Below are 22,789 nucleotides of genomic sequence, written 5' to 3' on the forward strand. Positions count from 1 at the left end.
CGGAGCGAAATGCATACACATCGCGTTTACCCGAACTGAGCGTTGCCGACCATGATCTGAGTCAAGTTATAGCGAAAAAAACCAAATACCTTGTAGGACAATTCCTATACTCAGCAGACGTCAATCGCTAACTTGGATCCATGTACAGGGAGCAACACGCAAATGCCGCATTGGAAGCAGGAGCAGCTCGAAAGCCTGATCGCCGAACAGGACCCCGAGCGCATCTTCGAATCCGCCCTGTCTTTGGCGCAGCAACTGGACATGGAGTACCTGAGCCTGGTGGTACAAAGCCAGGCCACGGGGATGACCCCGCAGATCATCATGTTCAACAACTACTCCGCCGAATGGAACGCCCATTACCAGGCCAGCAACTACCTCGCCCAGGACCCGACCTTCCAGCACTGCCGCCACTCGCTGATCCCCCTGCTCTGGGAGGACGCGGTGTTCAGCGAAACGCCGCAACTGCGCGAGGATGCCCGGGCCCACGGCCTGAGTCATGGCTGGAGCCAGGCGGCCCACGATATCCGCGGCAACAACAGCGTGCTGAGCCTGGTACGCAGCACCGGCAGCATCGACATCGGCGAGTTCTATGACAAGACCGGGCAGGCCCTGTGGCTGTGCAATGTCATGCACACGGTGATGGTCGAGCGGATCAACCCGCTGCAACCCAACGGCTTCGGTCTGTCCGATCGCGAGCGCGAAGTGCTGAAATGGTCGGCCGCCGGCAAGACCGCCTCCGATATCGCCTGCATCCTGACCCTGTCGCAAAGCACGGTGAACTTCCATATCCGCAGCGTGATCACCAAGATGCACGCCAACAACAAGGCCGGCGCCGTGGCCATCGCCGCCATGCACGGCCTGCTCTGACCCCGCGACGCGGCAAAGCCCTGTAGAATCGGCGCCTGTCTGTCACTGCCGCGCAGTGCCACCCATGCCCCAGAGCCTCGTACCATGCCTTTGCTGACCAGCCCCTTCGCCACACTCGACCTGATCCGCCAGCCCGAATACGCAAACGATCCACTGCAGGCCTTCGATGCTGCGGACGAATACCTGCTTGAGCATCTGGCCGCCCAGGGTCTGCCCGCCGGCGCGCGGGTATTGGTGCTCAACGACAGCTTCGGCGGCCTGGCGATCAGCCTGCGCGGGCAGTTCACGGTGACCAGCAGCGGCGACTCCTTCCTCGCCCGCCTCGGCCTGGAAAAGAACCTGCCGCGCAACGACCAACCCTGGGACGGCGTGACCTTCGTCCCGGCCAGCGAGGCCTGGCAGGGGCCGTTCGACCATGTGCTGGTGCGGGTGCCGAAGACCCTGGCGCTGCTGGAAGAACAACTGATCCGCCTGCACGGGCATCTGGCGCCCGGCGCCAAGGTGGTCGCCGGCGCGATGATCAAGCACCTGCCGCGGGCAGCCGGTGACTTGCTGGAGCAATACATCGGGCCGATGCAGGCCTCCCTGGCGCAGAAAAAGGCGCGCCTGCTGGTCGCCAGCGTCGAAGCCAAACCCCTGGCGGTCTCGCCCTACCCGACCCGTTACCGGCTGGACAAACCGGCGCTGGAGCTGGTCAACCATGCCAACGTGTTCTGCCGTGAAGGGCTGGATATCGGCACACGCGCATTCCTCCCCCACCTGCCGCGCAACCTCGGCAGCGCACGGGTGGCGGACCTGGGGTGTGGCAACGGTGTGTTGGCGATCGCCAGTGCGCTGGACAATCCGCAGGCGCAGTACACCCTGGTGGACGAGTCGTACATGGCGGTGCAGTCGGCGACAGAGAACTGGCGGGCGGCGCTGGGCGAACGCGAGGTCGAAGTGCGGGCAGCCGATGGGCTGGCCGGGCAAGCGGAGCAATCGCTGGACGTGGTGCTGTGCAACCCGCCGTTCCACCAGCAGCAGGTGGTCGGCGACTTCCTGGCCTGGCGCATGTTCCAGCAGGCGCGGGAGGCACTGGTGGTCGGTGGGGCGCTGTATATCGTCGGGAACCGGCACCTGGGTTATCACACCAAGCTGGCGCGACTGTTCCGGGGGGTGGAGCAGGTGGCGGCGACGCCGAAGTTCGTGGTGCTGAAAGCCCGGAAATAGGCTGCGGCCTTACTGGCCCTATCGCTGGCAAGCCAGCTCCCACAAGGATCGCGTGCACCGCTAAACCTGTGGGAGCTGGCTTGCCAGCGATGAGGCCATCAGCAACAACACAAGGTCAGTGGGTACTCAGCCCCGCCGCACTCATGAACATCCGCATCAACCACGCCACTACCGCCAGGCTCGCCACGCTCAGCGTCCAGATCAGCGCCAGCCAGCCCAGCCGTTGCCACAGCGGCTTTTTCTCCGGCTCGAAAGTGTCCTTGCCCGTCATGCGCTGTACCCTCCTAGTGATAGCCATGTTCGTGGGTCACCTTGCCGCGGAACACGTAGTAGCTCCAGAAGGTGTAGCCAAGGATGAACGGCAGGATGAACAGCGTCCCCACCAGCATGAAGCCCTGGCTCTGCGGCGGCGCGGCGGCATCCCAGATCGAGATCGACGGCGGGATGATGTTCGGCCACAGGCTGATGCCCAAGCCGCTGTAGCCGAGGAAGATCAGCACCAGGGTCAGCAGGAACGGCGTGTAGTGGGCATTGCGTTTCACCGCCTGGAGCAAGCCGTAGAAGGTCACCAGCACCAGCAGCGGGACCGGCATGAACCAGAACAGGTTGGGCAGGCTGAACCAGCGTTCGCCGATCTGCGGGTAGGCCAGCGGGGTCCACAGGCTGACGATGCCGATCACCAGCAACAGCACCAGCGCCAGCGGCCGGCCGAGGTTGTGCATCTGCTCCTGGAGCTTGCCCTCGGTCTTCATGATCAGCCAGGTGCAGCCAAGCAACGCGTAGGCGACGATCAGGCCCAGCCCGCTGAACAGACTGAACGGCGTGAGCCAGTCCAGCGTGCCGCCGGCGTACTGGCGGTCGACCACCTTGAAGCCCTCGATGAACGCGCCCAGGGCCACGCCCTGGAAGAAGGTGGCGGTCAATGAGCCCCAGATGAACGCCTTGTCCCAGAGATGACGTTTGTCGGCCTTGGCCTTGAAGCGGAACTCGAAGGCCACGCCGCGGAAGATCAGCCCGATCAGCATCAACATCAGCGGCAGGTACAGCGCCGAGAGCACCACCGAGTAGGCCAGCGGGAAAGCGCCGAACAGCCCCGCGCCGCCAAGCACCAGCCAGGTCTCGTTGCCGTCCCAGACCGGCGCCACGGTGTTCATCATCACGTCACGGTCCTGCTCGCCCTTGACGAAGGGGAAGAGGATGCCGATGCCCAGGTCGAAACCGTCCATGACCACGTACATCATCACCCCGAAGATGATGATCACGGCCCAGATCAGCGAAAGATCGATTCCCATGATTCAATGTCCTTCTTTGTTCAGGCTGACATCGCCAGTGTCGTGATCGTCCTTGGCCGCGGACATGGGCCGTGCCGGAGTGCGTGGCTGGCCAGGACCACCCGGGTTGACCCCGTCGCCCTCGCCGGTCTTCGGCCCCTTGCGCACCAGGCGCATCATGTAGCCCAGGCCCGCGCCGAACAGGGCGAAGTACACCACCACGAACATGATCAAGGTGAAGCCGAGCTGGGCGTAGCTGTGGTTGGACGCGCCGTCTGCCGTACGCATCAGGCCGTAGACCACCCACGGCTGGCGGCCCACTTCGGTGGTGAACCAGCCGGCAAGAATGGCGATCAGCCCGGACGGCCCCATCCACAGGGTCAGGTGCAGGAACGGCCGCGAGCTGTACAGGGTGCCGCGCTTGCGCAGCCACAGGCTCCACAGGCCGACGAAGATCATCAGCATGCCCAGCCCGACCATGATGCGGAACGACCAGAACACCACGGTGGAATTGGGCCGGTCCTCAGGCGGGAAGTCCTTCATTGCCGGGACCTGCTTGTCCAGGCTGTGGGTCAGGATCAGGCTGCCGAGGGCCGGGATTTCCAGCTTGAAGTGCGTGGTCTCGGCCTTCATGTCGGGGATGCCGAAGAGGATCAGCGGGGTCGGTTCGTTGCCGACGTTTTCCCAGTGGCCTTCGATGGCGGCGATTTTCACCGGCTGGTGCTTGAGGGTGTTGAGGCCGTGGAAGTCACCGATCACCGCCTGGATCGGCGCAACGATCAGGGCCATCCACATGGCCATCGAGAGCATCTTGCGGATCGCCGGGTTGTCGCGCCCGCGCAGCAGGTGCCAGGCCGCAGAGGCGCCGACGAAGAAGGCGGTGGCGACGAAGGCCGCCGTGGCCATGTGCATCAGACGATAGGGGAACGACGGGTTGAAGATCACCGCCAGCCAGTCCGTCGGGATCACCCGGCCATCGATGATCTCGAAGCCCTGGGGCGTCTGCATCCAGCTGTTGGAGGCGAGGATCCAGAAGGTCGAGACCAGCGTGCCGAGGGCCACCATCACCGTGGAGAAGAAGTGCAGGCCGCGGCCCACGCGGTTCCAGCCGAAGAGCATGACGCCGAGGAAGCCGGCTTCGAGGAAGAACGCGGTGAGCACCTCGTAGGTCAGCAAGGGGCCGGTCACCGCGCCGGCGAAATCGGAGAAGCGGCTCCAGTTGGTGCCGAACTGGTAGGCCATGACCAGCCCGGAGACCACCCCCATGCCGAAGTTCACGGCAAAGATCTTCGACCAGAAATGGTAGAGGTCGCGGTAGACCGCTTCGTTGGTTTTCAGCCACAGGCCTTCGAGCACCGCGAGATAGCTGGCGAGGCCGATGGTGATGGCAGGGAAAATGATGTGAAAGGAAATGGTGAACGCAAACTGCATTCGGGCGAGATCGAGTGCCTCTGATCCGAACATGGTGCTTCCTCTGTCAGGTAAACCGGCGTCAGGGTCCGTTGCCTTGACGCCAACTTGCCCCCTTGGTGGTGGAGTGCGACCCGTTGGAATTGTTCTGAAAAGTTTCCCACCGCAGGGATTGGCGGCCTGATCGGCCTGGCGTGATCGCTCGATCGTTGCAAATGCAAGTATTGATACAGATCAACGTCAGGGAGAAAGGATAGTCCCGAAAGTCCCGCACGGTTCTGTGGTTGTTTGCCGCGTGACCGGTTGCCTCACCCTCTTTACGAAAGGGGCAATCGGTGCGCTGACCGCACGGGTTTTCCTGTTTCCTGCAACCTTTTGTTACAGCCTGGTGTTACGCTGCACCACCCCTCCCCCGAATGAAGACCCCGCCCTCGATGTCCGCCCAGGCTCCGTTGTTGTTGCGTCATCACCGTCCTTTCCTGTCCTTCTGGCTGGCCCGGGTGTTTACCGCCAGCGGTTTCCAGATGCTCACCGTGGCCATCGGCTGGCACCTCTACCAGTTGACCGGCAATGTGCTCGACCTTGGCCTGGTCGGCCTGGTGGAGTTCGCCCCGCGGGTGCTGTTCATGCTGCATACCGGGCATGTCGCCGACCGCTATGACCGGCGCCGCGTGGCCGCGCTGTGCCAGAGCCTGCAGGCGTTGATCGCCCTGTCCCTGGCGCTGGCCAGCAGCACCGATTCGGTGACCCGCGAGCTGATCTTCATCCTTGCCTTCCTGCTCGGTGCGGCACGCTCCTTCGAAATGCCGGCGACCCAGGCGCTGCTGCCCAACGTGGTGCCCTCGCAGCTGTTTCCCCGGGCGGTGGCGGCCTCGGCCTCGGCGATGCAGTCCGCGACCATCGTCGCCCCGGCGCTGGGTGGCTTTCTCTATGCCTTCGGCAGTGTCTGGGTGTATGGCCCGACCGTGTGCCTGTACGTGATCGCCTGCTGCCTGACCTTGAGCCTGAGCTCGCGGCAGGTCCCGCTGGCCCAGGGCCGCGCCAGCCTCGAATCGCTGATGGCCGGGATCCGCTTTATCCGCAGCCGCCCGGACATTCTCGGGGCAATTTCCCTGGACCTGTTCGCCGTGCTGCTCGGCGGTGCTACGGCGCTGTTGCCGGTGTTCGCCAAGGACATCCTGCTCACTGGTGCCTGGGGCCTGGGCCTGCTGCGCTCGGCGCCGGCGGTGGGGGCGTTGCTGATGTCGCTGTGGCTGGCGCGCTTCCCGGTGGAGCGCAAGGTCGGGCGGGTGATGTTCACCGCGGTGGGGATATTCGGCGTGGCGACCATCGCCTTCGGCCTGTCCACCTCGTTCTGGTTCTCCCTGGCGGTACTGGCGGTGCTGGGCGCGGCGGACATGATCAGCATGGTGATCCGCGGCGCCTTTGTGCAACTGGAGACGCCGGACGAGATGCGCGGGCGGGTCAGTGCGGTGAACGGCTTGTTCATCGGGGCTTCGAACCAGTTGGGCGAATTCGAGTCCGGGGTGACGGCGCACTGGTTCGGCACGGTGCCAGCAGTGGTACTGGGCGGAGTCGGCACGCTGGTGGTGACCGGGGTGTGGATCAAGCTGTTCCCGACGCTGGCGGGGCGGGATCATATGCATAGCCGGCGGTCGGACAGCTGACTTAAGGACCCTGCAAAACCCTGTGGGAGATGGCTTGCCAGCGATAGGGCCCGACCTGACAACATCATTGCCCTTGCCGGCCTCATCGCTGGCAAGCCAGCTCCCACAGGGGCCAAGGTGTTCTCTTCTGCCCTGCCCGTTGGACGCATTACCCTCTGCCAGCCATGCTGGTATGATGCGCGGCTTTTTTCCGGCCCGGTCGAAACAGCGCCAAGCGGTACGCTTTGTGCTTTCCTGACCGGACCGACAATTTTCGGCGCGGGCGCGCCACGGGGAGCAGGACATGCTGGAAAGGTTGTTTCAACTGAAAGCACACGACACCAATGTGCGGACCGAGATCCTGGCGGGCGTGACCACGTTCCTGGCCATGGCCTACATTCTCTTCGTCAACCCGAGCATCCTCGGCGAGACCGGCATGGACAAGGGCGCGCTGTTCGTCGCCACCTGCCTGGCCGCGGCCATCGGCTCGGTGACCATGGGCATCATCGCCAACTACCCGATCGCCCTGGCGCCGGGCATGGGCCTGAACGCCTTCTTCACCTACACCGTGGTCCTGCACATGGGCCACACCTGGCAAGTGGCGCTGGGGGCGGTATTCATTTCGGCGGTGCTGTTCTTCCTGCTGTCGATCTTCCGCATCCGCGAGTGGATCGTGAACAGCATCCCGCTGCCGCTGCGCTCGGCCATCGCTGCCGGTATCGGCCTGTTCCTGGCGCTGATCGCCCTGCATAACGCAGGCATCGTCGTCGATAACCCGGCGACCCTGGTGGGCCTGGGCGACCTCAAGCAACCCGCTCCGATCCTCGCCACCCTGGGCTTCTTCCTGATCGTCGCGCTGGAGGCCATGAAAGTTCGTGGCGCCGTGCTGATCGGCATCCTCGCCGTGACCATCGCCTCCATCGCCCTCGGCGTCACGCCGTTCGGCGGCCTGGTGTCGATGCCGCCATCGCTGGCTCCGACCTTCCTGCAACTGGACATCAAGGGTGCCCTGGACGTCGGCCTGGTCAGCGTGATCTTCGCCTTCCTGTTCGTCGACCTGTTCGACAACTCCGGCACCCTGATCGGCGTCGCCAAGCGCGCCGGCCTGATGCGCAAGGACGGCCACATGCCGAAGATGGGCCGCGCCCTGATCGCCGACAGCACCGCGGCCATGGCCGGTTCGCTGCTGGGTACCTCGACCACCACCAGCTACATCGAATCGGCAGCGGGCGTCAGCGCCGGCGGCCGCACCGGCCTGACCGCCATCGTGGTCGCGATCCTGTTCCTCCTGGCGCTGTTCTTCGCGCCGCTGGCCGGTAGCGTGCCGGCCTTCGCCACCGCCCCGGCGCTGCTGTTCGTCGCCGTGCTGATGGCCTCGGGCCTGGCCGAAATCAACTGGGAAGACATCACCGAGGCCGCACCGGTGATGATCACCGCCCTGGCCATGCCGCTGACCTATTCGATCGCCAACGGCATCGCCTTCGGCTTCATCTCCTGGACCGCGATCAAGCTGCTCTCCGGCCGTCGCCAGGACCTGAACCCGGCGCTGGTGATCCTCTCCATCCTGTTCGTCATCAAGCTGGGCTGGTTCAACGCATGAGTGCTGTCTTCGACCCTTCCACCTACGTCCAGCAACTCGCGGCCAAGGTCGAGCGCCTGCGCGAGCTGCTGGCGCCGTTCGACGCGCCGGAGCCGGCGGTATTCGACTCGCCGCGCGAGCACTACCGCCTGCGCGCCGAGTTCCGCCTGTGGCGCCAGGACGGCCAGCGCCACTACGCGATGTTCGCCCCGGGGGAAAAGAACTCGCCGATCCTGATCGACGATTTCCCCATCGCCAGCCAGCGTATCAATGAGCTGATGCCGCGCATGAAAAGCGCCTGGCAGGCCAGCGAGGCGCTCAGCAACAAGCTGTTCCAGGTGGAGTTCCTGACCACCCTGGCCGGCGATGCGATGGTCACCCTGTGCTACCACCGGCCACTGGACGAGCAATGGGAAGCCGAGGCGCGGCAGCTGTCTGCCGAGCTGGGCGCGAACATCATCGGCCGCTCCAAGGGCAAGCGCCTGGTGATCGGCCGGGATTACGCGGTGGAAGAGCTGCAGGTGGCGGGAAGGACCTTCCGTTACCGCCAGCCGGAAGGCGCCTTCACCCAGCCCAACGGCCAGGTCAACCAGAAGATGCTCGGCTGGGCCTATGACGCCCTGGGCCAGCGCGAGGACGACCTGCTGGAGCTGTATTGCGGCAACGGCAACTTCACCCTGCCCCTGGCCACCCGGGTGCGCAAGGTGCTGGCGACCGAGATCAGCAAGACTTCGGTGAATGCGGCCCTGCACAACCTCGATGACAATGCCGTGGATAACGTGCGGCTGGTGCGGCTGTCGGCGGAAGAGCTGACCGAAGCGCTGAACGAGGTGCGGCCGTTCCGCCGGCTGGAAGGGATCGACCTGAAAAGCTATGAGTTCGGCAGCGTGTTCGTCGATCCGCCACGTGCGGGGATGGACCCGGATACCTGCGAGCTGACCCGGCGCTTCGACAATATCCTGTACATCTCCTGCAACCCGGAGACGCTGGCGGCGAACATTGCCCAACTGCATGACACCCACCGGGTGGAGCGCTGTGCGTTGTTTGACCAGTTCCCGTATACCCACCATATGGAGAGTGGGGTTCTGCTGGTTCGGCGCTGATCTTCCGGGCCTCATCGCTGGCAAGCCAGCTCCCACAGGGTTCTGCAGCGCCGCGGACACTGTGGGAGCTGGCTTGCCAGCGATAGGGCCCTGACAGTCAACACATCAGCAACGGCACCACCTGATCGGCGTCGGTCAACGCCCCATGATGCCCCTGCCAGCGACTCGCTGCCGGCTCCACCACACTGCGAATGATCCCCCCGCCGCCATTCGGCACCACGATCAGGTCCCCGACCCGCCCTTCCGCCTGGCTCAGCATCACATCGCCGAACAACCCGCCAGCGATCGCCTCGGCCTTGCTCAGCACGGTATACGAATCCCCCAGCCGATCCCGCCAGCGTTCCAGCACCCGGTCATGCCGCGCAGCATCGATATACACATGCCGCGCCCGGATATCCCCGGCCACGGCCAGCACACTCTCCTGCAACCCCGGCTCACGGTCGAAATCCACGACCTCGGCGCTGTCCAGACCAAGCATGCCGTGGTCGGCAGTGACCAGCAGCCGCGCGCCTTGCGGCAGTTGCTGGAAGATCGCCTCGGCCAGCTTGTCCGCAACCCGCAACTGCGCCACCCAGGCCTCGGAGCCGGGGCCGAACAGATGCCCGGCGAAGTCCAGGTCGGCAAAATAAGCGAAGCAGTAGGCAGGCGCATTGACGCTCAGCGCCTCGCGCACCAGCTCCGGATAGGCGTAGTAGGACGGCGCACCGAGAATCTGCGAGCCGCGATAGATCGCCCGGGTGTACGCCGAGTCGGCATAGCGTGCCGGCATCACCGTGCTGATTCGCAGGCCCTGCTCGCTGGCCTGCTCCCAGGCGGTCTGCGGCACGATGAAGCGTTCCGGCGGCGGCGCAGAGGTAAACGCCTTGTCCACCAGGAACGGCGCACAGCTCCAGGTCAGCGGCGAGAATTCGCTATCGGCATCCAGGGCGAAACTGCACCCGACGATCCCGTGCGCCCCACTGCCCAGCCCCGAGGACAGGGCCGCCAGGCTCGCTGCGGTCGTAGCGGGAAAGCCGACGCGAAACACGCCTTCCGGGCGCAGCAACGCCGCCAGGAACGGCGCCTGCCCGGCGTGCTCCAGCAGCAATTCATGCCCCAGGCCATCGATCAGCAACAGGCAGGTCGCCGACGAAGGCGCCAGGTCGAAGGCATTGCGCAAGCCCACCGCCCCCAGCGCGGCGAGAATCGACTGGCTCAGGTTGGCCAGTCCAGGCCAGGTGTGCTGCTGGGTAACGTCCATTTTCACCGCCATGTGCGGCCCTCCTCCGTGTTCGAAGCACAAGGTGTAGCACGACCCTGTTCGATCAGCGAACACTAAAAGGCGCCGGCAGTTGATTACTTTTAACCAAACGGTACATTTTGTCGTAACTCCTTTTCCAATCGCCAAGAACAACAACGGAGTCTTACCGATGAATCTGGCCAAACCGCCCGGCGTTCTCGCCGGCCTGATCGGCGCGGGCATCCAGGCCTCGCGCACCCCGGCGCTGCACGAACACGAAGGCGCCGCCCAGGGCCTGACCTACCTGTACCGGCTGATCGACCTCGACCAGCTCAAGCTCGACAGCACTGCCCTCGAAGAGCTGCTGACCGCCGCCCAGTACATGGGCTTCACCGGCCTGAACATCACCTTCCCGTGCAAGCAGGCGATCCTGCCGTTGCTCGACGACCTGTCGCCGGAAGCCCGGGGCATCGGCGCGGTGAATACCGTGGTGCTCAAGGATGGCCGGCGCATCGGCCACAACACCGATTGCCTGGGCTTTGCCGAAGGCTTCCGCCGCGGCCTGACCGACGCCTCGCGCCAGCGCGTGGTGCAGATGGGTGCCGGTGGTGCAGGTGCCGCCGTGGCGCACGCCCTGCTCAGCGAAGGTGTGGAACAGCTGACCATTTTCGATGTGGAAAGCGAACGGGCCCAGGCCCTTGTGGATAACCTCAACCAGCACTTCGACGGGACCCGCGCCAGGGTCGGCCATGACCTCGACAGTGCCATGCAAGCCGCCTGCGGCCTGGTCAACACCACGCCCATGGGCATGGCCAAGCTGCCGGGCATGCCGGTGCCGAAGGCGCTGCTGCGCGCAGAGTTGTGGGTGGCGGAGATCGTCTATTTCCCGCTGGAAACCGAACTGCTCAAGGAAGCTCGTGCCCTGGGCTGCCGCACCCTGAACGGTGCGACCATGGCGGTGTACCAGGCGGTCAAGGCGTTCGAGCTGTTCAGTGGCATCACCCCGGATCCATCGCGGATGACCGAGCATTTCCACAGCCTGGGCAACTGACGCAAAGCGCACCGCGGGGCAAGCCCGCGGTGTGGATCAAGCCTGCAGGTAACGCAGTACCGACTCGCAGATCATTTCCTTGTGCCGGGCCTTGACGGCCTGGTCTTCGAAATCGATCTGGAATATTTCGCCGAAGGTGTGGCGGTTGGACACCCGGTAGAAACAGAACGAGCTGATCAGCAAATGCACGTCCAGTGCGTCCAGCCCCTTGCGGAACAGACCTTCGTCGGCGCCCCGGCGGAGGATCTCGTCCAGCGCCCGCAACACCGTGTTGTTCATCGAACGGATCGCCGTGGACTGCTTGACGAATTCGCCGTGGTGCATGTTCTCGTTGCACACGATGCGCACGAAATCGACGTTGCGGTCATGGTGGTCGAAGGTGAACTCGATCAGCCGGCGGATGCCGGTGCGCGGTTCCAGCTCGTCCAGGTGCAGGTTGCTTTCGGTGCTGCGGATATCGCCGTAGAGCTTCTCCAGCACCTCGACGTACAACTGCTCCTTGCTGTTGAAGTAGTAGTAGATCATCCGCTTGGAGGTCTGGGTGCGTTCGGCGATGGCGTCGACCCGCGCACCGGCCAGGCCTTGATGGACGAACTCGGTGATCGCCGCCTGGAGAATGTTCTCGCGGGTCTTTTCCGGATTGTTCTTGCGACCTTTGCGCGGCGTGGTGGCCGTCGCCTCGGCGAGTGCGGGGGTAGTCGTCATACGGGACTCGGTGGCCTTCGATTAACGGCGCAATTATGGGCCCCGGTTGCACCAGAAGAAAGCCTTGGGGCTTGTAGGGGGATAGACCTTGAGTTGTGAGGTGTTGCTGAGGGCCCTATCGCTGGCAAGCCAGCTCCCACAGAGTCCGCGGTGATCACCAGATCCCTGGCAAGCGCTGACTGCCACAGGGTTAGCGGTGCACGCTATCCCTGTGGGAGCTGGCTTGCCAGCGATGAGGCCCTCAAGCCTCACAACTTGGCGTGGCGCAACCCACCACTGCGCGCCTTGGCCATCGCCGCCAGCCTCACCGCCACGTTCGCCGCGCCATACCCCGCGTACCCATTGCGCCGCTGGATCACCTCGAAGAAGAAGCGATCCTCGAACGGCTCGGTGTACACATGGAACAGCTCGCCACCGTTGGCATCACGGTCATACAGCACGTTGTAGTACGCCAGCTCGCTGAGGAACTCGTCATCGAAATCGAAGCGCGCCGCGAGGTCGTCGTAGTAGTTCAGCGGGATGTCCAGCAGGGCCACACCCGCCTCTTTCGCCTTCTTCACCGCAGTGAAAATGTCCTCGCAGTCGAAGGCAATGTGATGCACGCCCGAGCCACGGTAGTGCGACAGGGCATGGGAGATCGCCGTATTGCGGTTCTCCGAGATGTTCAGCGGCAGGCGGATGCTGCTGCACTGGCTGCGCAGCGCGCGGCTTTTCACCAGGCCGTAAGGGTCCGGCAGCACCACTTCGTCGTCGGCCTTGAAGTCCAGCAGGCTCTTGTAGAACAGCACCCAGGTGTCCAGGCCATCGGCCGGCAGGGCCATGGCCATGTGGTCGATGCGGGTCAGGCCGAGGCTGTTGGCGGCCTCGGCGCCCTTGAGGCTGAAGTCGGTGTCGTAGATGGTCTGGCCATCGGCGCCCTGGTCCACCAGGTAGATCAGGCTGCCATCCGGCGCACGGACTGCCGCCAGCTCGCGTTCGTTCGGACCGACCAGGCCTCGATAGGGCTGGCCGTGATAACCCACGGCACGGGCCAGGGCCTTGGCGCTGTCCTTGACCCGCACAGCAGTGGCGCACAGCGACGGGCCGTGGCTTTCGAAGAAGTTGTGGGCGAAGGAGTAGGGCTCGGCGTTGAGGATCAGGTTGATATCGCCCTGGCGCAGCAGGCTGACATTCTTCGAACGGTGCTGGCCAACCTTGGCGAAACCGAGGCCTTCCAGCCAGCCACCGAGCTTGGCACCGGAGGCATCGTCCACGGCGAATTCGAGGAATTCGACGCCGTCATAGGTATCCGCCGCCGGCGGCGCGAACAGCAGGTCCGGTTCCGCGGCAACGGCCGGCGCGGTCTGCAGCAGGCGCTCGCGGGTCTTCTCCTCGAGGTACAGCAGCGAACGCAGGCCGTCGGCGGCATTGGCCCGAGGCGGCGCGGCGCGGAAGCCATCGTTGAAGATTTCCAGGGACAGCGGGCCGCGATAACCGGCCTTGAGGATCGGCGCCAGGAACGCCGGCAGGTCGAATTCGCCCTGGCCCGGGAAGCAGCGGAAATGCCGGCTCCACTCCAGCACGTCCATGGCCAGGATCGGCGCGTCGGCCATCTGCACGAAGAAGATCTTGTCGCCCGGTACCTCGGCGATCCCGCTCGGATCGCCTTTGATCGAGTAGGTGTGGAAGCTGTCGAGGATCATCCCCAGCGCCGGGTGGTTGGCCTCGCGAACGATGTCCCAGACCTGCTGCCACTGGTTGACGTGGCGGCCCCAGGCCAGCGCTTCATAGCCAATGCGCAGGTTGCGCGCGCCGGCACGCTCGGCCAGCAGGCCCAGGTCATCGACGAGAATCTGCTTGTCGCCCAGGGCATCGGCGGCAACGTTGCTGCACACCAGCACCAAATCGGTGCCCAGTTCCTGCATCAGGTCGAATTTGCGCTCGGCGCGGTCGAGGTTGCGCGACAGACGGTCGCGACGGCAGCCTTCGAAGTCGCGGAACGGCTGGAACAGGGTGATATCCAGGCCCAGATCGGCGCAGCGCTGGCGGATTTCACGGGGGCTGCCGTCGTAGTAGAGCAGGTCGTTTTCAAAGATCTCGACACCGTCGAAACCCGCGGCGGCTATGGCTTCGAGCTTTTCCGGCAGGGTGCCGCTCAGGGACACGGTGGCAATCGAACGCTGCATCTTCAGTCTCCTACGGGCAGGCAGTGCCCAAACTTGTGAGAATTATTGGCCGGGGCGAAAATCCGCTCAAGAAAAAGGTACGAACTGGTTAGTTTTGTGTGCGATTATCGCCCGAAATGCGTTGAGACGAATTGACCCTTTTTTGAGCAGTGGCGCACCATTTCCAACCATGAAGCAGGCTACTCGGCCAGACCGTTACGCCGATCCTGCCAAATAACCTGTAATGCCCGCTTTTCTTGCGTCACAAAGGCTTGACCCATAAACATAAAAATACGGGTAACCCACGATGATCCACAGCTCCAGCACTCCCGCTGCCCAGCCGCTGAGCAGCAACCCGCACGCAGGTATCGGCGACAAGATCCGCGGCGCCATGGCCGTCGGCAAGACCCGTTGGGTCATGTTAGCCCTGGTCTTCTTCGCTACCACCCTCAACTACATCGACCGCGCCGCCCTCGGCGTCATGCAGCCCATCCTCGCCAAGGAGATGAGCTGGACGGCGATGGACTACGCCAACATCAACTTCTGGTTCCAGGTCGGCTACGCGATCGGCTTCGTCCTGCAAGGCCGGCTGATCGACAAGGTCGGCGTCAAGCGCGTGTTCTTCTGCGCGGTACTGCTCTGGAGCCTGGCGACAGGTGCCCACGGCCTGGCCACCTCCGCGGTCGGTTTCATGGTCTGCCGCTTTATCCTCGGCCTGACCGAAGCCGCCAACTACCCGGCCTGCGTCAAGACCACCCGCCTGTGGTTCCCGGCCGGTGAGCGCGCCGTGGCCACCGGTATCTTCAACGCCGGCACCAACGTCGGCGCCATGTTCACCCCGATGCTGCTGCCACTGATCCTCACCGTGTGGGGCTGGCAGGCCGCGTTCATGGCCATGGGCGCACTGGGCCTGGTCTGGGTGATCTTCTGGGGCCTTAAGTACTTCAACCCTGAAGACCATCCAAGCGTGACCGCCGCCGAACGTGCCTACGTGATGGGCGAAGCCGAACCCGAGCAGAAAGGCGTGCCGTTCTCGCGGATCCTGCGCATGCGTGGCACCTGGGCCTTCGCCCTGGCCTACTCGATCACCGCGCCGGTGTTCTGGTTCTACCTGTACTGGCTGCCGCCGTTCCTGAACCAGCAATACAGCCTGGGCATCAGCGTCACCCAGATGGGTATCCCGCTGATCGTGATCTACCTCAGCGCCGACTTCGGCAGCGTCGGTGGCGGCATCCTCTCGTCGTTCCTGATCGGCCGCGGTGTCAATCCGGTCAAGGCGCGCCTGATGTCGATGGCCCTGTTCGCCGCCACCATCATCGGCGTGATCTTCGCCGCCGGCGCCAGTAGCCTGTGGGTCGCGGTACTGGCGATCTCCCTGGCCATCGCCGCGCACCAGGCCTGGACCGCCAACATCTGGAGCCTGGTGATGGACTACACGCCCAAGCACATGATGAGCACCGTGTTCGGCTTCGGCGGCATGTGCGCAGCCATCGGCGGCATGTTCATGACCCAGATCGTCGGCTACGTGCTGACCACCACCAACAACAACTACACCGTGCTGTTCACCATGATCCCGGCGATGTACTTCATCGCCCTGACCTGGATGTACTTCATGGCGCCGCGCAAAGTGCCTAAAGTCGAAGACTGATCCGCACCTGCGTCACCCCGAACGGGGCCTGTCCTTCACCGGACAGGCCCCGTTTGCGTTTCAGCGCCGCCGTTGCAGCCAGGCCGCCGCCAGCCCGCTGAGGCAGACGATGGCGATGCCGATCACGCCCCACTGGTCCGGGCTCTGGCCGAACAGCACGATGCCCATCAACCCGGCGAAGACGATCTGGCAATAGCTGAACGGCGCCAGCATCGCCGGTGGCGCGTTGCGGAAGGCCTGGGTCAGGAACAGGTGGGCGAGCATGCCGAAGGTGCCCAGGGCCAGGGTCATCAAGCCGTGGGTGAGGGTCGGGACGGTCCAGAAGAACGGCACCAGCGCGCTCATCACCAGGGTGTTGAACAGCCCGGTGAAGAAGTTGGTGGCGGTCGGGCTGTCCACCTGGCTCAGCTTGCGGGTGAGGATCTGGTAGAAGCAGAAACAGGTCGCCGAGCCGAACGGCAGCAGCACCGCCGGGGTGAACAGCGCGCCGCCCGGATGAACGATGATCAGCACCCCGACGAAGCTCGCCAGCACGGCGATCCATTGCCCCTTGCTCACCGACTCCTTCAGCAGCGGTACAGACAGCGCCGTCACCATCAGCGGGGCGAGGAAGTTCACCGCCGTCGCCTCGGCCAGCGGCAGGTACTGCAACGCCTTGGTGAACAGCAGGCTGCAGCCGAGCAGGCACAGCGCCCGCGCCGCCTGCAGCCGTGGCCGGCGGGTGTACAACCCGCGCAGCCCGGCCTGGGGCAGGAAGATGCCGAGCATCAGCAGGGTGTGAACCAGATAGCGCGCCCAGACCACCCAGACGATCGGATAGAACCCCGACAGGTACTTCGACATGGCGTCGTGGCTGGAAAACAGGAAGGTCGCGAGAACGACCAGGAGAATGCCTTTGAACGGTTGACTGACAGAGGGCATGGGCGCGGCTCGGGCGTTAGAGGTGGCTCAGTACGGAGTGGGTCTTCTCCAGCGCCCACTGCGCCCGCTGCAGCGCGGACACGCCCTGCTCCAGCAATTGCCGGGTGGGGATCTCCAGGCTCAGGGGCATGTCGGGGGCAACGCTGGCGAGCAGCCCGCGCAGATCGCAGTCGCCGTCACCGGGGAAGCGCCGCTCGTTGCGCGCCTGACGCAGGATCTCGGCCATGTCGTCTGGTCGCGGTCCGGCGACGTCGCAGAGTTGCAGGTAGCGCATGCGCGAGGCCGGGATCTGGCGCAGGTCTTCCAGGCGCGAGGCAGAGCGGTCGAAGTGGAAGGCATCGACCTGCACGCAGGCGTTTTCGCGGTCGGCGGCGCTGACGATGTCCCAGGCCTGGGCGAGGTTCTTCGCGTCGGTCCAGGGCATGAATTCCAGGTGCGGGTAGATGCCGTATTTCGCGGCCAGATCGCAGAGGGCGGCGAGGTTGTCGGTCATGCGCGCCTGGTCCGGGTCGTTGCCGGCGACCAGCAGTTCGGTGGCGCCGAATTCCGCGCCGACGGCCAGCAGCGCATCGAAATCAGCGACCCGGGTGTCCTGCTTGAGGCGCAGGATCTCGATATCCAGCACCTTGATCCCGGTATCGCGCAGGCGCTCGGCGGTTTGTCGGCGCAGGTCGGCGTCGCGGACCAGGGGGAAGTGGTGTTCTTCGGGAGTGGCGGGTTCCAGGCGCAGGCCGACATGACTGTAGCCGGCACGGGCAGCGACCTCGACCATGTCCGGCGGGGACAGCTCGAGCACGGTCAGGGCGGCCAGGGAGAAGATTCGTTGGCTCATGTTCGCGGGGGTCTCTTGGGGTTGTTGTTCTGACTGCAATTATTTAGAACTTGGTTCCAGTTTCATTGCAAGCAGAAAAACAGGGAGACCCTGGGATCAATGGGTTTCTGAAAATGATGTGCTGGTTTTGCGGGCCCTATCGCTGGCAAGCCAGCTCCCACAGTGTCCGCGGTGATCACCAAATCCTTGGCTGATTCTGAATGCCATAGGTTCAGCGGTGCACGCGATCCCTGTGGGAGCTGGCTTGCCAGCGATGAGGCCGGAGAGATCAAAGCAAAATTAGCTGAACAACTCGGAAGCCGGACTCGCCGCCGCCAGCTCCTGCACCGTCTCCAGCAGCACCGGCGCCAGCTCATGCATCCGCGCCTCACTCATGCGCGCCGTCGGCCCGGCAATGCTCACCACCCCGACCGCCCGGCCATCCTTCGGATCCGCGACAACCGCCGCCAGCGCGGACATCCCCACCGCCGAACTCTCCACCGCCCAGGCATACCCACGCTCCCGGGCCAGGCGCAGGCGCTCCAGCAGCTCGGCATTGGACTTCGGCGCATTCGGCCCGAAGTCTGCGGCCGGCCCCACGCCCTGGCGCTCCACCAGCAGCAACGCCTGGGCATCGCTCAGGCTGGCCAGCCACGCATGCCCCGAAGCGCTGTAGAACAACGGCGCATCCCGGCCCATGTCCGGGTCGTACTTGAGCCCGGAACGCGCGCCCTGGGACTTGGCGATCCAGGTCTGCCGGTCGCCCTCGATCACCCCGAGGCGCACCAGCTCGCCGCTCTTGCGCGCCAGCTCGTCGAGGATCGGCTGGACGATATCCGCACCACTGTTGGCCAGGTAGCGAAAGCCCATGGCCACCAGCCGGGTGCTCAGCAGGTAGCGGCTGTTCTCCGGGTTCTGCCGCACGTAGCCCAGGCGGATCAGCTCGGCGAGCATGCGGTGGGTCGCGCTTTTCGGGATGTCCAGTTGCTCGGCCAGGGTCTGCATCGGCAGCCCGCGAGGCTCGCGGGTAAGGCTTTCGATAAGGCTGAGTGCGCGTTCGATCTGACTGCCGGCCATGGTCATGGTCCTTGAAAATATGGGCGAATTCTAAAGAGCGCCGGACAAAGCGCAAACCACTGTTCGATCTTCGCCCAACTTTGCCAACGGCTCCTTGGCAGCGTCGGCGCGATTAGCGATTATGGAATCAAGTTCCAGAAAATAATATCCCGAGGATTGTCCATGACCGCTCTGCCCGCCCAATCCCGCACCGTCGAGTGCGATGTCCTGGTGATAGGTTCCGGCGCCGCCGGCCTCAGCGCGGCGGTCACGGCCGCGTGGCACGGGCAGAAGGTCATAGTGGTCGAGAAGGATCCGGTGTTCGGCGGTGCCACCGCCTGGTCCGGCGGCTGGGCCTGGGTGCCGTGCAATCCGCTGGCGCAGCGGGCCGGCATCATCGAGGACCGTTCGGCGCCGCGCACCTATCTGGAACATGAACTGGGCGAGCGCTTCAACGCGCCGCTGATCGACGCTTTCCTCGAAGCGGCGCCGAACATGGTCGGCTTCTTCGAAAAACATACCCGCCTGCAATTCGCCGACGGCAATGGCATCGCCGATATCCATGGCGATACCCCCGGCGCCGGTACCGGCGGCCGCTCGGTGATCGCCGCGCCCTACGACGCCCGCGAGGCCGGCAAGCTGCTCAAGCGCCTGCGCCGGACCATGCGCGAGACCGCCTTCTGGGGCATGCCGATCATGGCCGGCAAGGACCTTACCGCCTTCCTCACCCTGACCCGCTCGTGGCGCTCGCTGCTGCATGTGTGCAAGCGCATCACCCGTCACCTGGTCGGCCTGGCCACCCACGGCCGCGCCCTGCACCTGGTCAATGGCGTGGCCCTGGTGGCGCGGCTGGCGAAGTCGGCGGAAGACCTCGGCGTGCTGCTCTGGGAGTCGGCGCCGGCCCGTCGCCTGCTGCGGGATGATGGCAAGGTGGTCGGTGCCGTGGTGCAGACGGCCAAGGGCGACGTGACCATCAAGGCCCGCGCCGTGGTGCTGGCTGCTGGTGGCTTCCCCAACGACATCGAGCGGCGCAAGGCGATGTTCCCGCGCACGCCCAGCGGCCACGAGCACCTCGCCCTGCCGCCGCTCTCGGCCAATGGCGACGGCCTGCGTCTCGGTGAAAGCGCCGGCGGCAAGGTCGCCGACGACCTGCACAGCCCGGTGGCCTGGGCGCCGGTGTCGAAGGTGCCGTACAGCGACGGCAGCAGCGGTCATTTCCCGCACATCATCGAGCGCGGCAAGCCGGGGATCATCGGCGTGCTGAGCAACGGCCAGCGCTTCGTCAACGAAGCCGGCGGCTACTACGACTACGTCAGCGCCATGGTCGCGGCAGCGCCGGGGGAGAAGGTCGAGTCGTGGCTGATCTGCGACCACACTTTCCAGCGCCGCTATGGCCTCGGCATCGCCCGCCCCTTCCCCCTGCCGACCACCGCGCTGGTGCGCAACGGCTACCTCAAGCGCGCCGACAGCCTGCATGATCTGGCCAATCAATGCGGCATCGAAGCCCGTGGGCTGATCGATACGGTGACTGAATACAACCATCATGCCCGCCTCGGCGAGGACCCGCAGTTCGGTCGCGGCAGCACGCTCTACAACCGCAAGCAGGGCGATGCGCTGCACGGCCCGAACCCTTGCGTGGCGCCAATCGAGCAGGGGCCGTTCTATGCCGTCAAGGTCGAACCGGGCTGCTTCGGCACCTTCGCCGGCCTGCGTACCAACGAACATGCCCAGGTACTCGACGGCGATCAGCAACCGATCGCCGGCCTGTATGCGGCAGGCTGCGACATGGCCAGCATCATGGGCGGCCACTACCCGGCGGGCGGGATCAACCTTGGGCCAGCGCTGACCTTCGGCTACATCGCCGCCCGCCATATCGCCGGGGCGACCGCCTACGAGTGATCAGTTGAAGCGTTGCCCGGAAATCGCCGGGTGATAGATCGGCTGGACCTTGTTCCCCGCAGGGTCCAGCAGGTGGAAGCTCCAGGTCCCGTCGCCATGGGCGAACGGCTTGTCCAGCAGGGTCACCCCGCACTCCTTCAGATAGGCATGCCAGGCGCGCAGTTCGTCGAGGCTGTCGACCACGAAGCCATAGTGATCCACCGCCTGCACGCCGCTGCTCGGGGCAAAGGTGCGACCGAGGGACAGGTTGTCGTTGCCGCAGGTCAGGTAGACCAGGTCCTCGTTGGCGCGGTGCAGCACTTCCATGCCCAGCACATCCACGTAGAAGCGCTCGCAGGCTTCGAGATTGGGCACCAGGATCGCGAGATGGCGCAGGCCATTGAGACGGCTTGGACGGACAGGCATGGTTTCGGCTCCATTTTTGTATACAATTTTTCGAAAATATAAGACAAAAAGGAGTTCGACGTGTACAGCCTTCTACTCAAGACCCAATTGCAGCCCGGTAGCCTGGCGCGTTTCATGGAGGCGATGCGGGTCAATGCGGCCAGCTCGGTGAGGGATGAACCGGGGTGCCTGGTGTTCGATGTGATCCGTGATTTCAGTGAGCCGGATCTGGTGTGGTTGTACGAGGTGTACGAGAGCGAGGCGGCGTTCGAGGCGCATATGCTGACGGCGCATTTCCTCGCCAGCCGGCCGATGGTGGAGCCGTTGATCGTTCGGCAGGATGTGGTGGAGGGGGAGGTGCTGGCCTTCAATGGCAAGCGGGCAGGCTGATTTGTAGTGGATGTGAGGGCCTCATCGCTGGCAAGCCAGCTCCCACAGGGATCGCGTGCACCGCAAAACCTGTGGGAGCTGGCTTGCCAGCGATGAGGGCCTGGAGAGCAACAAAGCTGCCCAGGCCAGGCATCAGAAGTCGAAGAACACCGTCTCCCCTTCCCCCTGGATGCGGATATCGAAGCGATACGCCGTTTTCCCATCCACTTCGCAACGCTTGGCCACCAGGGTCTCGCGGCGCTGTGGCTGCTCGATCAGGTTGAGCACCGGGTCCTTGGCATTGGCCTCGGCCTCGTCATCGAAGTAGATGCGGGTCTGCAGGTGGATGTTGATGCCCCGGGCAAACAGGCTGATGTTGATATGCGGCGCCATCGGCACGCCCGCAGCGTTCTTCACCACGCCCGGCTTGATGGTCTGCATGGTCCACTCGCCGGCATCGAAGGTGGTGGCGGTACGGCCGAAACCGTTGAAGGCGTTTTCCAGGTTGTAGTCGGTCTGGTAGGCACCGTTGTGGTCGGCCTGCCAGAACTCGACGAAGGAGTCGCGCACCAGGTGGCCGTTGCCGTCATAGACGTTGCCGATCACCAGGATGTGCTCGCCCGGCGCGCCGTCCTTGGCCATCTGGCTCCAGATTTCCTGGTCGCGGGTCGGGTTGCCGGCCGCTTCCAGGGCCAGGCCGATGTGGACGTAGGGGCCGGCGGTCTGCGAAGGGGTTTCCGGCAGCAGTTCGATTGGCATGACGGAGCTCCTCAGCGGTTTTCGAAGTGGGTGGCGCGCTGGCCGCGCAGGACGATGTCGAAGCGGTACGCCAGGCAGTCCATCGGGTTGGCGTTGCTCATGTCCAGGCGGGCGATCAGCAGGTCGACCGCCGCCGGGTTGGCGATGCTCTTGACGATCGGGCACAGCGGGATCAGCGGATCACCTTCGAAGTACAGCTGGGTGATCAGGCGGGTCGAGATCGACGGGCCGCTGATGGAGAAGTGGATGTGCGCCGGACGCCAGTCGTTCGGGCCATTGCGCCATGGGTACGGGCCCGGCTTGATGGTGCGGAAGCTGTAGCGGCCTTCGCTGTCGGTCAGGGCACGCCCGACACCACCGAAGTTCGGGTCCAGCGGCGCCAGGTAGCGGTCGTTCTTGTGGCGATAGCGGCCGCCGGCGTTGGCTTGCCACATTTCCACCAGGGTGTTGGGGATCGGCTTGCCGTACTGGTCGAAGACCCGGCCTGTGACCAGGATGCGCTCGCCAACGGGCAGGCCACCGTTGTTGAAGTTCAGCAGCAGGTCGTTGTCATGCTCGCCGAAGCGCAGGTGGGAAAAGTCCGGGCCGGTGCTTTCGCTGATCGACTGCGGGATGCTGACCAGCGCCTGGCGCGGGGAGCGGGCGATGGAGGTCTTGTAGTCGGGGGTGAAGGCTTTCGGGTGCCAGTTTCGATCACGGATAACGAAGCGACTGTTGTCTGTAGCAGACATTGCCGTT

Annotated in this window: 21 protein-coding genes; 9 read left to right on the plus strand and 12 right to left on the minus strand. The window is 64.6% G+C overall.

Going from position 1 to position 22,789, the window contains the following annotated elements:
* The first annotated feature begins 162 nt into the window (after nt 1-162).
* Nucleotides 163-867 (plus strand): autoinducer binding domain-containing protein, encoded by a 705-nt coding sequence (locus tag PSEMO_RS02225; RefSeq protein WP_075801530.1) that lies wholly within the window; start codon nt 163-165, stop codon nt 865-867.
* 84 nt (nt 868-951) lie between these two features.
* A complete protein-coding gene (locus PSEMO_RS02230) occupies nt 952-2,076 on the plus strand; it encodes a methyltransferase (RefSeq protein ID WP_075801531.1) in 1,125 nt (374 codons plus the stop codon).
* A gap of 115 nt (nt 2,077-2,191) precedes the next feature.
* Here PSEMO_RS02230 and PSEMO_RS02235 read toward each other — a convergent pair whose 3' ends face one another.
* The 3 genes from PSEMO_RS02235 to PSEMO_RS02245 are packed head-to-tail and all read right to left on the minus strand — an operon-like array spanning nt 2,192 to nt 4,811.
* Entirely contained in the window at nt 2,192-2,347 is a 156-nt protein-coding gene (locus PSEMO_RS02235; RefSeq protein WP_009398951.1) for a DUF2474 domain-containing protein, read from the minus strand.
* A gap of 13 nt (nt 2,348-2,360) precedes the next feature.
* Complete coding sequence (gene cydB / locus PSEMO_RS02240; protein WP_075801532.1) at nt 2,361-3,368, minus strand: cytochrome d ubiquinol oxidase subunit II; 1,008 nt, start codon at nt 3,366-3,368, stop codon at nt 2,361-2,363.
* A gap of 3 nt (nt 3,369-3,371) precedes the next feature.
* The gene (locus PSEMO_RS02245; protein ID WP_075801533.1) at nt 3,372-4,811 is read right to left on the minus strand and encodes a cytochrome ubiquinol oxidase subunit I; all 1,440 of its coding nucleotides are present in this window, start codon (nt 4,809-4,811) and stop codon (nt 3,372-3,374) included.
* A 380-nt stretch (nt 4,812-5,191) separates the two neighbouring features.
* Between PSEMO_RS02245 and PSEMO_RS02250 the strand changes: the two genes are divergently transcribed.
* The 3 genes from PSEMO_RS02250 to trmA all read left to right on the plus strand — a co-directional run bounded on the left by PSEMO_RS02250 (nt 5,192) and on the right by trmA (nt 9,085).
* Complete coding sequence (locus tag PSEMO_RS02250) at nt 5,192-6,424, plus strand: MFS transporter (protein ID WP_075801534.1); 1,233 nt, start codon at nt 5,192-5,194, stop codon at nt 6,422-6,424.
* A 283-nt stretch (nt 6,425-6,707) separates the two neighbouring features.
* Entirely contained in the window at nt 6,708-8,003 is a 1,296-nt protein-coding gene (locus PSEMO_RS02255; protein WP_075801535.1) for an NCS2 family permease, read from the plus strand.
* Nucleotides 8,000-9,085 (plus strand): tRNA (uridine(54)-C5)-methyltransferase TrmA, encoded by a 1,086-nt coding sequence (gene trmA, locus PSEMO_RS02260; RefSeq protein WP_075801536.1) that lies wholly within the window; start codon nt 8,000-8,002, stop codon nt 9,083-9,085. Before PSEMO_RS02255 ends, trmA begins: the two co-directional genes overlap by 4 nt.
* Nucleotides 9,086-9,182: 97 nt before the next feature.
* On the opposite strand, the gene PSEMO_RS02265 is transcribed toward trmA, so the two are convergent.
* Complete coding sequence (locus PSEMO_RS02265; protein ID WP_256720933.1) at nt 9,183-10,337, minus strand: alkaline phosphatase family protein; 1,155 nt, start codon at nt 10,335-10,337, stop codon at nt 9,183-9,185.
* Between the two features lie 157 nt (nt 10,338-10,494).
* Between PSEMO_RS02265 and PSEMO_RS02270 the strand changes: the two genes are divergently transcribed.
* Nucleotides 10,495-11,355 (plus strand): shikimate dehydrogenase, encoded by an 861-nt coding sequence (locus PSEMO_RS02270; RefSeq protein ID WP_372239091.1) that lies wholly within the window; start codon nt 10,495-10,497, stop codon nt 11,353-11,355.
* 36 nt (nt 11,356-11,391) lie between these two features.
* Here PSEMO_RS02270 and PSEMO_RS02275 read toward each other — a convergent pair whose 3' ends face one another.
* Together PSEMO_RS02275 and quiC are read right to left on the minus strand one after the other, a co-directional pair.
* Nucleotides 11,392-12,060: a TetR/AcrR family transcriptional regulator gene (locus PSEMO_RS02275; protein WP_075801537.1), complete on the minus strand. Its 669-nt coding sequence runs from the start codon at nt 12,058-12,060 to the stop codon at nt 11,392-11,394.
* Nucleotides 12,061-12,308: 248 nt separating this feature from the next.
* Entirely contained in the window at nt 12,309-14,225 is a 1,917-nt protein-coding gene (gene quiC, locus PSEMO_RS02280; RefSeq protein ID WP_075801538.1) for a 3-dehydroshikimate dehydratase QuiC, read from the minus strand.
* Nucleotides 14,226-14,511: 286 nt separating this feature from the next.
* Between quiC and PSEMO_RS02285 the strand changes: the two genes are divergently transcribed.
* Entirely contained in the window at nt 14,512-15,852 is a 1,341-nt protein-coding gene (locus tag PSEMO_RS02285; protein ID WP_075801539.1) for an MFS transporter, read from the plus strand.
* Nucleotides 15,853-15,912: 60 nt separating this feature from the next.
* Here the strand turns inward: PSEMO_RS02285 and PSEMO_RS02290 are convergent, their stop codons facing one another.
* From PSEMO_RS02290 to PSEMO_RS02300, 3 genes are all read right to left on the minus strand, one after another.
* Nucleotides 15,913-16,773, minus strand: coding sequence for a DMT family transporter (locus PSEMO_RS02290; RefSeq protein ID WP_075801540.1), 861 nt, complete (start codon nt 16,771-16,773; stop codon nt 15,913-15,915).
* A gap of 16 nt (nt 16,774-16,789) precedes the next feature.
* On the minus strand, nt 16,790-17,605 hold the full coding sequence (locus PSEMO_RS02295; protein WP_075801541.1) for a sugar phosphate isomerase/epimerase family protein: 816 nt from the start codon (nt 17,603-17,605) through the stop codon (nt 16,790-16,792).
* A 279-nt stretch (nt 17,606-17,884) separates the two neighbouring features.
* Nucleotides 17,885-18,661: an IclR family transcriptional regulator gene (locus PSEMO_RS02300; protein WP_075801542.1), complete on the minus strand. Its 777-nt coding sequence runs from the start codon at nt 18,659-18,661 to the stop codon at nt 17,885-17,887.
* 162 nt (nt 18,662-18,823) lie between these two features.
* Between PSEMO_RS02300 and PSEMO_RS02305 the strand changes: the two genes are divergently transcribed.
* A complete protein-coding gene (locus PSEMO_RS02305; RefSeq protein ID WP_075801543.1) occupies nt 18,824-20,539 on the plus strand; it encodes an FAD-dependent oxidoreductase in 1,716 nt (571 codons plus the stop codon).
* On the opposite strand, the gene PSEMO_RS02310 is transcribed toward PSEMO_RS02305, so the two are convergent.
* A complete protein-coding gene (locus PSEMO_RS02310) occupies nt 20,540-20,944 on the minus strand; it encodes a VOC family protein (protein WP_075801544.1) in 405 nt (134 codons plus the stop codon).
* A gap of 60 nt (nt 20,945-21,004) precedes the next feature.
* On the opposite strand from PSEMO_RS02310, the gene PSEMO_RS02315 reads away from it, so the two are divergent.
* Nucleotides 21,005-21,313 (plus strand): putative quinol monooxygenase, encoded by a 309-nt coding sequence (locus PSEMO_RS02315; RefSeq protein ID WP_075801545.1) that lies wholly within the window; start codon nt 21,005-21,007, stop codon nt 21,311-21,313.
* Nucleotides 21,314-21,445: 132 nt separating this feature from the next.
* Here PSEMO_RS02315 and pcaG read toward each other — a convergent pair whose 3' ends face one another.
* A complete protein-coding gene (gene pcaG, locus PSEMO_RS02320) occupies nt 21,446-22,051 on the minus strand; it encodes a protocatechuate 3,4-dioxygenase subunit alpha (protein WP_075801546.1) in 606 nt (201 codons plus the stop codon).
* An 11-nt stretch (nt 22,052-22,062) separates the two neighbouring features.
* Nucleotides 22,063-22,782 (minus strand): protocatechuate 3,4-dioxygenase subunit beta, encoded by a 720-nt coding sequence (pcaH, locus tag PSEMO_RS02325; RefSeq protein ID WP_075801547.1) that lies wholly within the window; start codon nt 22,780-22,782, stop codon nt 22,063-22,065.
* Between the last annotated feature and the right edge of the window lie 7 nt (nt 22,783-22,789).

Source organism: Pseudomonas putida, from assembly GCF_001941965.1.
GTDB classification, from domain to species: Bacteria; Pseudomonadota; Gammaproteobacteria; order Pseudomonadales; family Pseudomonadaceae; genus Aquipseudomonas; species Aquipseudomonas putida_L.

Coding starts and splice junctions, on each gene's coding strand:
- PSEMO_RS02225 (WP_075801530.1), top strand. CDS start 163: ATGCCGCATTGGAAGCAGGAGCAGCTCGAAAGCCTGATCGCCGAACAG.
- PSEMO_RS02230 (WP_075801531.1), top strand. CDS start 952: ATGCCTTTGCTGACCAGCCCCTTCGCCACACTCGACCTGATCCGCCAG.
- PSEMO_RS02235 (WP_009398951.1), bottom strand. CDS start 2,347: ATGACGGGCAAGGACACTTTCGAGCCGGAGAAAAAGCCGCTGTGGCAA.
- cydB (WP_075801532.1), bottom strand. CDS start 3,368: ATGGGAATCGATCTTTCGCTGATCTGGGCCGTGATCATCATCTTCGGG.
- PSEMO_RS02245 (WP_075801533.1), bottom strand. CDS start 4,811: ATGTTCGGATCAGAGGCACTCGATCTCGCCCGAATGCAGTTTGCGTTC.
- PSEMO_RS02250 (WP_075801534.1), top strand. CDS start 5,192: ATGTCCGCCCAGGCTCCGTTGTTGTTGCGTCATCACCGTCCTTTCCTG.
- PSEMO_RS02255 (WP_075801535.1), top strand. CDS start 6,708: ATGCTGGAAAGGTTGTTTCAACTGAAAGCACACGACACCAATGTGCGG.
- trmA (WP_075801536.1), top strand. CDS start 8,000: ATGAGTGCTGTCTTCGACCCTTCCACCTACGTCCAGCAACTCGCGGCC.
- PSEMO_RS02265 (WP_256720933.1), bottom strand. CDS start 10,337: ATGGCGGTGAAAATGGACGTTACCCAGCAGCACACCTGGCCTGGACTG.
- PSEMO_RS02270 (WP_372239091.1), top strand. CDS start 10,495: ATGAATCTGGCCAAACCGCCCGGCGTTCTCGCCGGCCTGATCGGCGCG.
- PSEMO_RS02275 (WP_075801537.1), bottom strand. CDS start 12,060: ATGACGACTACCCCCGCACTCGCCGAGGCGACGGCCACCACGCCGCGC.
- quiC (WP_075801538.1), bottom strand. CDS start 14,225: ATGCAGCGTTCGATTGCCACCGTGTCCCTGAGCGGCACCCTGCCGGAA.
- PSEMO_RS02285 (WP_075801539.1), top strand. CDS start 14,512: ATGATCCACAGCTCCAGCACTCCCGCTGCCCAGCCGCTGAGCAGCAAC.
- PSEMO_RS02290 (WP_075801540.1), bottom strand. CDS start 16,773: ATGCCCTCTGTCAGTCAACCGTTCAAAGGCATTCTCCTGGTCGTTCTC.
- PSEMO_RS02295 (WP_075801541.1), bottom strand. CDS start 17,605: ATGAGCCAACGAATCTTCTCCCTGGCCGCCCTGACCGTGCTCGAGCTG.
- PSEMO_RS02300 (WP_075801542.1), bottom strand. CDS start 18,661: ATGGCCGGCAGTCAGATCGAACGCGCACTCAGCCTTATCGAAAGCCTT.
- PSEMO_RS02305 (WP_075801543.1), top strand. CDS start 18,824: ATGACCGCTCTGCCCGCCCAATCCCGCACCGTCGAGTGCGATGTCCTG.
- PSEMO_RS02310 (WP_075801544.1), bottom strand. CDS start 20,944: ATGCCTGTCCGTCCAAGCCGTCTCAATGGCCTGCGCCATCTCGCGATC.
- pcaG (WP_075801546.1), bottom strand. CDS start 22,051: ATGCCAATCGAACTGCTGCCGGAAACCCCTTCGCAGACCGCCGGCCCC.
- pcaH (WP_075801547.1), bottom strand. CDS start 22,782: ATGTCTGCTACAGACAACAGTCGCTTCGTTATCCGTGATCGAAACTGG.